Origin of the sequence: Sorangium sp. So ce726, assembly GCF_051521405.1 — a bacterium.
Lineage (GTDB): Bacteria > Myxococcota_A > Polyangia > Polyangiales > Polyangiaceae > Sorangium.
Genome location: NZ_CP150349.1, coordinates 336,316 through 348,435, shown reverse-complemented (window position 1 = coordinate 348,435; position 12,120 = coordinate 336,316). Strand labels below are relative to the sequence as shown.

Annotated in this window: 10 protein-coding genes and 1 pseudogene; 9 read left to right on the top strand and 2 right to left on the bottom strand. The window is 70.8% G+C overall.

Annotated elements, in window-relative coordinates:
* Nucleotides 1–39: 39 nt before the first annotated feature.
* The 8 genes and pseudogenes from WME79_RS01325 to WME79_RS01290 all read left to right on the top strand — a co-directional run bounded on the left by WME79_RS01325 (nt 40) and on the right by WME79_RS01290 (nt 7,640).
* On the top strand, nt 40–777 hold the full coding sequence (locus WME79_RS01325) for an FAD-dependent oxidoreductase (protein WP_437531166.1): 738 nt from the start codon (nt 40–42) through the stop codon (nt 775–777).
* A 17-nt stretch (nt 778–794) separates the two neighbouring features.
* Nucleotides 795–1,940: a cobalt-precorrin-5B (C(1))-methyltransferase gene (locus tag WME79_RS01320; RefSeq protein WP_437531165.1), complete on the top strand. Its 1,146-nt coding sequence runs from the start codon at nt 795–797 to the stop codon at nt 1,938–1,940.
* Nucleotides 1,937–2,656 (top strand): precorrin-8X methylmutase, encoded by a 720-nt coding sequence (locus tag WME79_RS01315; RefSeq protein ID WP_437531164.1) that lies wholly within the window; start codon nt 1,937–1,939, stop codon nt 2,654–2,656. The genes WME79_RS01320 and WME79_RS01315 overlap by 4 nt, the downstream gene beginning before the upstream one ends.
* Nucleotides 2,653–3,987, top strand: coding sequence for a precorrin-6y C5,15-methyltransferase (decarboxylating) subunit CbiE (gene cbiE / locus WME79_RS01310; RefSeq protein ID WP_437531163.1), 1,335 nt, complete (start codon nt 2,653–2,655; stop codon nt 3,985–3,987). Before WME79_RS01315 ends, cbiE begins: the two co-directional genes overlap by 4 nt.
* Complete coding sequence (cobI, locus tag WME79_RS01305) at nt 3,984–4,784, top strand: precorrin-2 C(20)-methyltransferase (RefSeq protein WP_437531162.1); 801 nt, start codon at nt 3,984–3,986, stop codon at nt 4,782–4,784. The genes cbiE and cobI overlap by 4 nt, the downstream gene beginning before the upstream one ends.
* Nucleotides 4,781–5,920 (top strand): cobalt-precorrin 5A hydrolase, encoded by a 1,140-nt coding sequence (locus WME79_RS01300; RefSeq protein ID WP_437531161.1) that lies wholly within the window; start codon nt 4,781–4,783, stop codon nt 5,918–5,920. The genes cobI and WME79_RS01300 overlap by 4 nt, the downstream gene beginning before the upstream one ends.
* A pseudogene (gene cobJ / locus WME79_RS01295) lies at nt 5,913–7,184 on the top strand (precorrin-3B C(17)-methyltransferase). The gene WME79_RS01300 and the pseudogene cobJ overlap by 8 nt, the downstream one beginning before the upstream one ends.
* Nucleotides 7,185–7,409: 225 nt before the next feature.
* Nucleotides 7,410–7,640, top strand: coding sequence for a hypothetical protein (locus tag WME79_RS01290; RefSeq protein ID WP_437297307.1), 231 nt, complete (start codon nt 7,410–7,412; stop codon nt 7,638–7,640).
* A gap of 796 nt (nt 7,641–8,436) precedes the next feature.
* Here the strand turns inward: WME79_RS01290 and WME79_RS01285 are convergent.
* Nucleotides 8,437–8,676, bottom strand: a complete 240-nt coding sequence (locus tag WME79_RS01285; RefSeq protein ID WP_437531160.1) for a hypothetical protein — start codon at nt 8,674–8,676, stop codon at nt 8,437–8,439.
* A 459-nt stretch (nt 8,677–9,135) separates the two neighbouring features.
* On the opposite strand from WME79_RS01285, the gene WME79_RS01280 reads away from it, so the two are divergent.
* Nucleotides 9,136–9,615, top strand: a complete 480-nt coding sequence (locus WME79_RS01280) for a hypothetical protein (protein ID WP_437531159.1) — start codon at nt 9,136–9,138, stop codon at nt 9,613–9,615.
* Between the two features lie 197 nt (nt 9,616–9,812).
* Here WME79_RS01280 and WME79_RS01275 read toward each other — a convergent pair whose 3' ends face one another.
* Nucleotides 9,813–12,038, bottom strand: a complete 2,226-nt coding sequence (locus tag WME79_RS01275) for a TOMM precursor leader peptide-binding protein (protein ID WP_437531158.1) — start codon at nt 12,036–12,038, stop codon at nt 9,813–9,815.
* Between the last annotated feature and the right edge of the window lie 82 nt (nt 12,039–12,120).

The following is a 12,120-nucleotide window of genomic DNA, read 5'->3' as shown; positions in this document are numbered from 1 at the left end:
GGCGTCGTGCAGAGTGCGCGGGAAGACAGGAGTGACGTCATGGCAACACAAGGCAACCCGAAGATCAGGATCGCCCACGCAACGCCGCTCGGCGACGCCGCCCGGCTGCTCCGGCTCGAGCGCGTCGACGGCGCGGAGCTCGGCTTCGCCGGCGGGCAGTACGTGATCATCAACACCGGCGTCACCCTGCCTGGCGGCAGGCTCGCGAAGCGCGCCTACTCGCTGCTCTCCAGCGACGCCGAGCAGCGCACGGTCGAGATCGCCGTGAAGCGCATCGGGGCCGGGCCGGGCTCGAACGTGCTCAACGACATCGCCATCGGCGCCGAGCTCGAGTGGAGCGGCCCCTGGGGCAAGCTGCGGCTCGCGCCGGGCTTCTCCGGCCGCGCGCTCGTGATCGCCACCGACACCGGCATCACCGCCGCCCTCGGGATCGCCCGGAGCGCGGCCGCCGCCGGCGCGGCGCAGCTCGACCTGCTCTGGCTCGTCGAGCCGGGCGAGACCTTCGCCTCCGAGCCGTTCGTCCGCGAGCGCCTCCCCGCCGCCGTCCGCCTCGCGGTCGCCCGCGATCTCCCCCCGATCGGCCACCCCGAGCGGCCGGCGCGCGCGTGCGCCCTCGTGGAGCAAGAGCTCGCGGCGGGGCCCTACGACGCCGTGCTCTGCGCGGGCGACGGCGCCATCCTCTACCCGCTCCGCGACCGGCTCGCCTCGCTCGGCGCGCCCGAGGGCAGCGTGCTCCTCGAGAGCTTCTTCAACAACCCGATGAAGAAATCCTCGTAATCGTTCAGGATCCCTGGATGGTAGAGGTCCGGCCGAGAGACCCGAAAGGGCAGCGCGAGGGGTTCACGACGGGCGCGTGCGCGGCCGCCGCGGCCAAGGCGGCGGCGCGCGTGCTCGCGCGCGGCGCGGCGGTCGACGCCATCGAGACCACCCTGCCGAACGGGCAGAAGGTCACCTTCCCGCTGAAGCGCTGCGATCGCGACGGGCCGCGCGCCACGTGCAGCGTCATCAAGGACGCCGGCGACGATCCCGACTGCACCCACGGCGCCGAGCTCGTCGCCGAGGTCGAGCTCCGCCGCGAGCCGGGCGTCGAGATCCGCGGCGGCGCGGGGGTCGCCGTCGTCACCAAGCCGGGGCTCGGGCTGCCCGTCGGCGCGCCGGCGGTGAACCCCGTGCCGCGCCGGAACATCACCGAGATGGTCCTCGAGGAGCTCGAGGGCTCGGGCTTCGCGGGGGCCACGGTCACCCTCAGCGTCCCCCAGGGCGAGGAGATGGCGAAGCAGACCATCAACGCGCGGCTCGGGCTCCTCGGCGGCATCTCCATCCTCGGGACGAGCGGGATCGTGAAGCCGTACTCGACCGCCGCCTTCCGCGCGAGCGTCGTGCAGGCGATCGACGTCGCCGCCGAGCGCGGCATCGCGACGCTCGCGCTGACGACCGGCGGCAAATCCGAGGCGTACGCGATGAAGCTCTACCCGGAGCTCCCGGAGGAGGCGTTCATCCAGGTGGGCGACTTCATCGGCACCGGGGTCCGCCACGCCGCGCGGCGGCGGATCGCCCGCGCGATCATCGTCGGCATGATCGGCAAGCTCTCGAAGATGGCCGACGGCAAGATGATGACGCACGCCGCCGGCTCGGAGGTGAGCATGGAGCTGCTCGCGCAGATCGCCGAGGAGCTCGGCGCGCGGCCGGAGATCGCCGCCGAGATCCGTCAGGCGAACACCGCGCGGCACGTGCTCGAGCTGTGCCAGCGCGAGGGGCTCACCGGCGTGCCGGGGGGGATCTGCCGGCGCGTCGTCGAGCACACCTCGCGTCACGCGGGCGGCGCCCTCGAGGTGCACGCCTGCCTTGTCGATTTCAACGGGGCGCTGCTCGGCCGATATCCGGCCGGCGACGCCGGTGCCATCGGTGCGGACAGAGCGGAGAGAGCGGAGGAGCCATGAGTGGTGATGAGGTGCGCGCGGTGAACGACATGCGGCAGATGACCGCGCTCGGGCGGCGCATCGAGGACAGGAGCTTCGCGATCATCGACGAGGAGGTCGGCGCGCACGGCTTCCCGGAGGCCGAGTGGCAGGTCGTCCGCCGCGTGATCCACGCGACCGCGGACTTCGAGTTCTCGTCGCTCATGCGGCTCCACCCCGAGGCGATCGCGCGGGGCATCGCGGCGCTCCGGGGCGGCGCGCCGGTCCTCGTCGACGTGAAGATGATCGGCGTCGGCCTGAACGAGCAGCGGCTCGCGTCGTACGGCTGCGCGATCCACTGCTTCATCTCGGACGACGACGTCATGCAGGCCGCCTCCGCGGCCGGCTCGACCCGCGCGATCGAGTCGATGCGCAAGGCGCACCGGCTCGGGCTCCTCGACGGCGCGATCGTCGCGATCGGCAACGCGCCGACCGCGCTGCTCGAGGTCGTGCGCCTCGCCCGGGAGGAGGGGGCGCGGCCGGCGCTCGTGATCGGCGTGCCGGTCGGCTTCGTGTCGGCGGCGGAGTCCAAGGAGGCCCTGATCGAGTCCGGGCTCCCCGCCATCGTGGCGCGCGGCCGCAAGGGTGGCAGCCCCATCGCCGTCGCGATCGTCCACGCGCTGCTGCTCCTGTCGGCGGAATCGGCGGAACCGACGGGCTCCGCCGGCTCGGCCGAGCCGGCCAAGGTGGCGCGATGAGCGCGCGCCGCGCCGTCACCGTCGTCGGCATCGGCGACGACGGGTGCGCCAGCCTGTCGAGCCGCGCCGCGTCCGCCGTCGCCCGCGCCCAGGTGCTCGTGGGGGGCGAGCGGCACCTCGAGTTCTTCCCGCAGTTCCGCGGCGAGAAGATCGCCCTCAAGGGCGGCCTGTCCGCCGCGCTCGACCGCGTGGACGCCCTGTCCGCCGAGCAGAACGTGTGCATCCTCGCCTCGGGCGACCCGCTGTTCTTCGGCATCGGCGCGCTCGTCGTCCGGAAGCTCGGCGGCGAGCACGTCGAGATCATCCCGAGCCTGAGCTCGGTCCAGTGGGCGTTCGCGCGCACCGGCATCGCCTGGGACGACGCCGCGTTCGTCTCGGTCCACGGCCGCTCCCCCGAGGGGTTCGCGACGCGCCTCCGCCGGCTCTCGAAGGTCGCGGTGCTGACCGACGGGGAGAACAGCCCGGCCCGCCTCGCGGCGCGGCTCCTCGAGCACGGCGACGCCGGCTGGAAGGCGTGGGTCTGCGAGAGCCTGGCGGGCGCCGGCGAGCGCGTGCGCGCGTTCGATCTCGCCGCGCTCGCCGCCTGCGAGGACATCGGCCCGCTGAACGTGCTCCTGCTGCTGCGGAGCGATCCCGCGTGGCGCCCGCCGCCGGCCGTCCCTTACCTGCACGAGGACGCGTTCGCGAAGCGCATGCCGAAGAACGGCCTGATCACGAAGCGCGAGGTGCGCCTGCTCTCGATCGCCTCGATGGCGATCCGCCCTGACGCGGTCGTCTGGGATGTCGGCGCCGGCTCGGGGTCGGTCTCGATCGAGGCGGCGATGCTCTGCCCCCTCGGGCGGGTCTATGCGATCGAGGTCGACCCGGAGGGCGTGGAGATCTGCCGCGACAACGTCCGCACGCACGGGGTGGACAACGTGCGCGTCGTCGCGGGCCGCGCGCCCGAGGCGCTCGCGGCGCTCGAGGACCCGGACGCGGTGTTCGTCGGAGGGAGCAAGGGGAGCATGGAGGAGATCGTCACGGTGGCGCTCGATCGGCTGCGTCCCGGCGGCCGGCTCGTGGTCAACGCCATCACGATGGAGAACGTCGCCGAGACATACCGCGCGCTGCGGGCGCGGGGGCTCGACCCCGAGGTCACGCTGCTCTCGGTCTCGCGCGGCGTCCCGCTCGCGCGCTACGTGCGCTACGAGGCGCTGAACCCGATCCACATCTTCGCCGCGACGAAGCCGGCGAAGGCGCAGGAAGCCGTGGACGCAGCGGAGAGCGCGGAGCCGGCCCGGCCCGCGCTGGCCGGTACGCGTACGCCGCGGTCCACCTCGGAGGCGTCATGAGCGGCCTCGGCAAGCTCTATGGCGTGGGCGTCGGCCCTGGCGCGCCGGACCTGCTCACGCTGCGCGCCGTGCGCGTGCTGCAGGAGGCGGACGTGCTCGCGCTCCCCCGCAGCTCGGACTTCGGCGCCTCGATGGCCTACCGGATCCTCGAGCCCGTCGTCGGCAAGCAGCGGGACAAGGAGCGGCTGCTCCTCACCTTCCCCATGAGCAAGGACCCGGATCGCGTCCGCCCCTACGTGGACGCGGCCGTCGAGAAGATCGGCGATCGGCTCTCGCGCGGCCTCACCGTGGCGTTCGCCACCGAGGGGGATCCATCGCTCTTCAGCACCTTTGTCTATGTGCGCCGCGAGGCGCTCCGCCGCTTCCCTGGGCTCGAGGTCGAGGTCGTCCCCGGCGTCACCTCGGTCACGGCGGTCCCTGCCGTGAGCGGGCTCGCGCTCGCCGACGGACAGGAGCGGATCGCCATCCTGCCCGCCACGTACGGCGTCGACGACCTGACCGATGTCCTCCAGCGCTTCGACACCGTGGTCCTGATGAAGATCGGCTCGGAGATGCCGAAGGTGACCGAGGCGCTCACGCGCGCTGGCCTCCTGGATCGGGCCGTGTTCGTGTCCAAGGCGACGATGCCCGAGCAGCGGATCGTCCGCGACCTCCGGGCCGCGCAGGGCGAGCGGGGCGACTGCTTCGCCATGGTCGTGGTCACGCGCGGGGAGCGGAGCGGGCTGCTCGTCGGGGAGGTCGAGGCCTCGCCGCCGGGCGGCTTTGATAAAGCTGTTACCGAACCGGAGGCCCCATGATCGCCGAGCGCAAGCCCTACGCCATCTACGCCATCACGCGGCACGGGATCTCCATCGCGCGCAAGCTCATCGAGGGGCTGCCGGACGCGGATCTCTATGTGTCGCAGAAGCTGTTCGACGGGGCTCCGGCCGGTGCGAAGCCGCTGCCATTGCCGATGGGGCCGCTCTTGACCGAGGCGTTCACGGCCTACGATTGCCACGTCTTCGTGATCAGCGTCGGCGCAGTCGTGCGCATGATCGCGCCCCTGCTCAAGAACAAGAAGGTCGATCCCGCGGTCGTGTGCGTCGACGACACGGCGCGCTTCTCGATCTGCGTGCTCTCCGGGCACGTCGGGCGGGGCAACGCGTTCACCGAGAAGGTGGCCGGGCTGCTCGGCGCGCAGCCGGTGGTGACCACGGCCTCTGACGCGCTCGGGACGCTGACGGTCGACATCCTCGGCCGGGAGCTCGGGTGGACCCTTGACGATCCCGACCGCAACGTGACGCGCGGCTGCGCCGCCGTCGTGAACGCCGCCCCTGTGCTGTTCGTCCAGGAGACCGGCGAGCCGTCGTTCTGGCCCGAGGCGACGCCGCTGCCGCCGGGCGTGCGCTACGCGACGTCGCTCGACGGCGTGGACCCCGGCGCGTGGGAGATCCTGCTCGTCGCGAGCGACCGCGATCTCGGGCGCTCGCACCCCGAGATCGTCGAGCGCGCCGTCGTCTACCGGCCAAAGAGCCTGGTGCTCGGCATCGGCTGCGATCGCGGCGCGCCGCTCGACATGGTGGAGCGCGGCGTCGACCGGCTGCTCGAGGAGCACGGGCTATCGGCGAGATCGGTGAAGGCGCTGGCGACGATCGACAAGAAGGCCGACGAGGAGGCGCTGCTCGCGCTGTCGGCGCGGCGGGGGTGGCCGCTTGTCACGTTCACGCCCGAGGAGCTCGACGCGACCGAGGGCATCGAGAACCCGTCGGAGACGGTGAAGAAGCACGTCGGCGCCCGGGGCGTCGCCGAGCCGGCCGCGCTGCGGGCGGCGGGGGCCGCCAAGCTGCTCGTGCCAAAGCGGGCGTACACCGAGGAGGGCGTGGGGCGGTCCATGACGCTCGCGGTGGCGCGCGTCCCCTTCTCGAAGCGCAACGTGGAGGAGAGTCATGGGTGACAGCAAAGGAGTCCTGTCGATCGTCGGGATCGGCCCTGGCGCCGAGGAGCACGCGTCCCGCGCCGCCCTCGAGGCGATCGCGGCCTCGGACCTCATCGTCGGGTACACGACGTACATCCGGCTGGTGAAGCACCTGATCGAGGGCAAGGAGGTGATCAAGACCGGCATGACCGAGGAGATCGGCCGGGCCCGCGCCGCGGTGGAGCGGGCGCGCGACGGCGCGCGCGTGGCGATCATCTCGTCGGGCGACGCGGGCGTTTATGGCATGGCCGGGCTCGTCTTCCAGGTGCTGGAGGAGATCGGCTGGAAGCGGGGCGAGTCGCCGGAGCTCCGCCTCGTGCCCGGGATGACGGCGCTCAACGCGTGCGCGTCGCTCGTCGGCGCGCCGCTCGGCCACGACTTCTGCGCCATCTCCCTGTCCGACCTCCTGACCCCGTGGCCCGTGATCGAGCGGCGGCTCGAGGCTGCGGCCGCGGCCGATTTCGTCATCGGCCTTTACAATCCTGCGAGCGGGCGGCGCACGCGCCAGATCGTGCGGGCCCAGGAGATCATCCGCCAGCACCGCGCCGGGACGACGCCGGTCGCGCTGGTGAAGAGCGCCTACCGCAAGCTGGAGAGCGCCGTGCTCACCGATCTCGACCATTTCCTCGAGTACGAGATCGGGATGCTGACGACGGTGCTCGTCGGGTCGACCAACACCTTCATGTTCGAGGGGTACATGGTCACCCCGCGCGGGTATACCAACAAGTACACATGGGATGGAGCCGCGCTCCCCGGCCAGACGCCGGGGCGCTCGCTCGTGCTCTCGGACGAGAGCGTCACTGCGGAGGAGGTCTAGATGGCACGCGTAGGGAGGCTGGGCGGCGCGATCCTCGCCGAGACCCAGGGGGCGTATTACCTCATCGGCAACACCAAGGCGCCGTGCGACTTCCGCGCGGCGGGGTTCGAGCCACCGGACGAGGTCGACCTCGTGAAGGGGGCTTATGTCCGGCTCAAGCCGCTGCGCGACGCGAGCGAGATCGAGGTGGCGCCGCCGGTGCTGCTGCTCGACGTCGAGGGCGAGGAGCTCGCGAAGAAGCTTGTCCATCGCTTCGTGATCGACCGGAATGGCTCGGTGAGCGAGCGGCTGTGGCGGCTCGTCTACAGCCACGACGACCCGCTCGACGACGCCGAGGCGCCGGTCGAGCGCGACGCGCGCTGGCTGGGCGGGATCCCCGAGCCGATCTGGCAGCTCGTGCGCGACAACGTCCTGCGCTGCTTGTAGGCCGATCCGGCACGGGGAGGACGCTCAGGCAGCTCGCCTGAAGGTCGGGGTGCTCGAGGCGACCCGCACGCTGGCCGCGCGGGGACACCGGGGAAGAGGTGCGTCCCACGCCCGAGCTTCTGTGACGTCAAGGATGCCGCTGTTCCATGGCGCACCATGGCCACGACGGCGGGATGCCGCTGCTCCCTGGTGCAACAAGGCGATGACGGCGCTACGCTTCGCGACGTGCAAGCGCTCAAGGCCCGCGTCCAGAACGGTCGCATCGTCGTGGACGAGCCCACGGATCTGCCGGAGGGCATGGTGCTCGATCTCGTCATCGCAGATCCGGGCGACGAGCTCGACGACGAGGAGCGCGCGGAGCTGCACGCAGCCCTCGAAGAGGGGCTCGCTGAAATGCGGACAGGGGCGGGTATCGAGGCCGACGTGCTGCTCGCTGAGCTGCGGGCGCGCGGGTGAAGGTCCGATTCCTGGGGAGATCGGCCGAGCAGGCGCGCGCGGTGGATGCATGGTGGCGCGAAAACCGTCCCGCGGCGCCGTCGCTGTTCGCCGATGAACTCGCCTCAGCGCTCCGCGTGCTCCGGCGTACGCCGGAGATGGGGGCCCCCTACGGCCCCAAGGCGAAGGATGGAGTGCGGCGTGTCTTGCTGTCGCGAACGCGGTTGAACCGGAGGCGCGCCTCATCGGAGTGCTCGCTGTCTGGAGCTGCCTGCGCGGCAAGCCACCCAGCTTAAATCCCGTGAAGGGAGTAAAGAAGATGCGCTGAGGTGGCGTGCTCCCCCCGTGCGAGCCGGCTCATGACCAACATGATTGCGGCGTTGCTCGCCCCCCTCAGTGCCAACGTCGGGTGAGAAAAACTGCCCCTGGAAATCGGGCAACGGACCGGGCGCACGAAGTCTACAGCGGGGTAGGATGGTGAGAATGTATAATTTACTAGTAACGAGGGACGCTGAGACATGGGACAGGAAACCCTCTCGCTACAGCTACCATCCACTTCGATTTCTCGATCGATCTTACCCGGAGTTCACAGACGCGAAGATCCGGGACAGATTCGAGAAGCTCAGCGCCGAGACGATCGCCGAGCTGTGCTCTCTGCCCACGCTCTTCGCGTACGAGGACGAAGTCAATCAACCTGCCAGGGTTGGCAAGATCCGCTCAATCGCGCCAAACGGAGATAGCATATCAATCACGTTCGAGCTTGATCCCAAGGAGCCGCCCATTCCGCCGGATACCCTGCTAGAGTCGAGGAGCCACTTCAAGGCTCGTCCCCCTCGAATGCACTCCGGACGTCGTCGTGGCGTGGGGCGTCGAAGTCTTCCTTGAGTTTGATTTGCCCGAGCAAGCCGCCCGCGACCGGCGCGACAGGAGACGGCGGCTGCGCCTCCCCCAGCGCGATGAGCTCGACCCGCTGCCCACGGAGAGGCGAGAGCGCAGGCAGAGCGCGGACGCCGGTCGAGCGCGACGCGCGCTGGCTGGGCGGGATCCCCGAGCCCATCTGGCAGCTCGTGCGCGACAACGTCCTGCGCTGCCTCTGAGCTCGGCTTCGGATCTGGCGCGCCCGCCGCCCCCCTCGCGATGCCGGCATCGCTTCACCCGGTGAAGCGACGCTTCATCGGGTGAAGCAAAACCGGCATCGCTTCACCCGGTGAAGCGACGCTTCATCGGGTGAAGCGACGCCTCGCCATCCCCCCCGAGGGATCCCGCGGGACTATCGGACGATCACGCGCCTCTGGGCGGATACCGTGGAGCAATCGCCCCCTGTGCTGGGTACCCCGAGGGCCGACCCAGGTGGCACATCGCTTGCGAACCTCTGCGATCGATCGAGGCGAAAACAGGCCGGCGCGGCGTCATGGCTGCTTTGGCAATCGGGGAGGCTCGTTTGCGCTGAACGCTCCTCCCCGCGTGCTGCCGCGTCGCGCTCCTCGCAAAGCATGCCTCGACATGGAGGAAGAACATGGGCGTGTCTGATAAAGATGCCATCGGAAGCCAGGACATCACGATCTTCGAAGATGGGGCTCTCCAGATCAAGGCCACAGTCCCCAAGACCATCTCGATGAATCAGCAGGGCGACTGGGAAGGGTCCCTCGTCACCCTCAAGTTCTACAACAGCGGACAGTACCAGTTGACGGTGGACTCGATCGTCCTCCTGGTCTCCAAGCAGGAGCCCAACAACAACAGCAATTTCCGCACTCGATGGAAGGAGACGTTGACGGACCAACTCACACTCACCCCTCCGAACGGGCTGCTCGTGCCCCCTTCTTCGAACTCCTACACCCCCTACAACGCAGGCACCTGGCAATGGTGGGTGACGTCCGGCGGCGGAGGGACCGCGCAGGGTTACCTGACCGCAAAGACGGCGTCGTATCACGTCCAGATCACCAAGGACAACGTACAGGGAACCGGCGCTCAGGCCGGTCCCAACGTCATCGTGTGAAATGCTGATGTCGTGGCCGCGCGGGCGACGCCCGCGCGCGTCCCATCCAGCGCCAGACGCCTGCGCGCGCGACCACGCGCCAGAGGCCGTGCCCATCGAGCCGCACGGGCTATCCCGGAGGATCGGTCGCGGCGCTTCATCGCCGAGCGCGACGCGCTGGGCCATCATGTCATCTCGCCTGCGCAGCTCCTCGGCAGCTAGACGAACAGAGGGGCCGGGTTGAGCTCGCCCTCGGCGAGCGGGCCGGCGAGCCACCCGAGCGCGCACGGCACCTCATAGAGCCTCCCCGGGCCGAATCGGGGCCAGAAATGGCGTAGCCCCGGGACGATCACCTGGACCACAGGCAAGCCGATGTCGGGGCGGGTCTTGTCCACCGCGACGAGCTCCAGGCCCGCCTCGTCGAGGCGACCCAGGCAGTGCTCGATGTCGGCGCGCAGATCGGCGCCGCCGATCCGGGGAAGGTGCTCGGCCGCGACCCGGGGGAGATCGGGGCCGGGGAAGAGATGCGCGCGGTCAGGCAGCCGCTCGAGGTCCCACGGCGCCCGGCGCGCCGCGCCGGGATCGAAGAGCTGGTTCAGCTCGGTGAGCGATCGCTGCACGGCGAGGCGCGGGTCGAGGTGGCATCCGAACCCGATGGTGAATCGATCCTCCCGGGCCTCGTGGGCGAGCGCGACGCAGGTGGGGATACCGAGGTCGTGCGTCAGATCGAGCACCCAGACGGCCCAGCCGAGGCGGGCGTAGTCTGCCTCAAGGGCTTCGAAGTACGGGTCCCCGAAGCTGTCGAGCGCGATGGCCGGGCGCGCGACCCGGTTGTACCACCAGACCGCAGCGGCATCGCGCTCCACGAGCTCGAGCACGGCCTGCAGCACGGCCTCTTCGAGGCAAGTGCCGGCCGCCACGCCGTTGCTGCAGGGGCCGCAGAACGCGGTACCGCTCTCGGCCGGGGCCTCGGCGTAGCAGTAGGCCAGCGGGACGTAGCGCCGCTCGCGCTTGCTCAGCGACCAGGCCGGGGTCCAGTCGATCGGGGTGCTCGCATCGAGCGGCTCGGGTACCCACTGGCGACGATCCGCTGCCCGCGCGTTGAGGTGAGCGCGCTCGCGGTACTGCGCCTCGCTGAAGTTCAGCAGATCGCCGAGCGAGAGCGCCGCCGCGCCGAGCTCGGCCTTGCTTGCGCGGACGCGCGCCTCGTCCCCCTGGCAGACGCCGCTGTAGCGCTCGAGCGCCTCGCAGAGCGCGCTCACCCTGGCCTGATCCGCGCTGCGCCCCTTGCCGGCGCAGCCCTTGTCGAAGACGTTGGTGCGCGGCACGCCCTCCCGAGGGCAGGCCAGGTAGCCGGACGCGTACACGGCGCGGAGCTCGGTGTCCCGCCCCGGCATCGGCACGAGGTACGTCACGGCTCCGGTGATCGGGCTGACGAGGTGCTGATAGCGCTCGTAGGTCCGCCGCGGGGTCTGCCGGCGATATCCACCGTCCTCGTAATGGGCCTTCTCCACCGGCTGCAATTCGATCGGGCGCTCGCCGACGGCCGCCATCCGCGCCGGATCGCCGCACGCGGGGCACTGCGGCCTCCGGACGACCGCGTGCGCGGTGATCTCGAACGTGGCCAGGTCGAGGGCGAGCACCCGGGAACCGAGCGCCTGGGGAGAGCTTGTCTCCTTCCTGGCGAGCGCGCGGGCGATGGCCGAGGCGCCGAGCCCGCAAGCGGTCCGTACGCTCGCCTCGGTGGCCGCCCTGGGGGGAGGGACGTGGCCTTCGTGCCCCCGGCGCCGGCGAACAAGCTCCTCGACCGGGCGGTTCTGGCGGATCCAGAACGCCAGGCAATCCCAGCAGGGGCCGGCGCCGGGCTCGAAGACGGGCCCGATGAGCGGCTGGACGCCGGCAGGCTTGATCAGGAACCAGCGCGCTCCTTCACGCAGCGCGCGGCGGTTGATCGAGGCAATTTCGGGCTGCACATAGTCGTCGGCCACGACCACCTGCACCGCCGCCTCGCCGTCGATCCGCACGCCTGCCTGTTCGAGCGCCTCGGTCATCCATCCGGCGGGAGCGGCTTCGCCGACGGCCAGGACCGACACCGGGGTCCGGCTCAGGGCCTCGGCGGCCGCCTTGCCGTCGAGACCCACCCCGCGCCAGAACGCCGCGTGCTCGGAGGGGAGCTCCGGCGTTGCGGGGACCAGGTAGCCGCGCGCCGCGAGCCGGCTCAGGGCATACAGGGTCTCAGGCTCGGAGAACCGATCGCGCGCGGCGCTCAGGATCTCGCCCACCGTGCGCCGGCCGTCGACGAGCGCGGCCACCTCGGCGGCGCAGGCGCCGGAGACGACGAAGCGCTCGCGCTCGCCGATCAGGAAGACCACGCCCGCATCCATGCGCTCGACGCGCAGCGTGGGCTTGAACGCCAGCACCTGGCTCAGCTCCAGAGGATCCATCGTCGTTCCTGGTTTCACCCGCCGATGAGCAGGTGCAAGTGGCGCGCTCGAGGAGAGCGACCGCTGGATGGCCGGGGATCGC

Coding starts and splice junctions, on each gene's coding strand:
- WME79_RS01315 (WP_437531164.1), top strand. CDS start 1,937: ATGAGTGGTGATGAGGTGCGCGCGGTGAACGACATGCGGCAGATGACC.
- WME79_RS01275 (WP_437531158.1), bottom strand. CDS start 12,038: ATGGATCCTCTGGAGCTGAGCCAGGTGCTGGCGTTCAAGCCCACGCTG.
- WME79_RS01280 (WP_437531159.1), top strand. CDS start 9,136: ATGGGCGTGTCTGATAAAGATGCCATCGGAAGCCAGGACATCACGATC.
- cobI (WP_437531162.1), top strand. CDS start 3,984: ATGAGCGGCCTCGGCAAGCTCTATGGCGTGGGCGTCGGCCCTGGCGCG.
- WME79_RS01320 (WP_437531165.1), top strand. CDS start 795: ATGGTAGAGGTCCGGCCGAGAGACCCGAAAGGGCAGCGCGAGGGGTTC.
- WME79_RS01300 (WP_437531161.1), top strand. CDS start 4,781: ATGATCGCCGAGCGCAAGCCCTACGCCATCTACGCCATCACGCGGCAC.
- WME79_RS01325 (WP_437531166.1), top strand. CDS start 40: ATGGCAACACAAGGCAACCCGAAGATCAGGATCGCCCACGCAACGCCG.
- cbiE (WP_437531163.1), top strand. CDS start 2,653: ATGAGCGCGCGCCGCGCCGTCACCGTCGTCGGCATCGGCGACGACGGG.
- WME79_RS01285 (WP_437531160.1), bottom strand. CDS start 8,676: ATGGGCTCGGGGATCCCGCCCAGCCAGCGCGCGTCGCGCTCGACCGGC.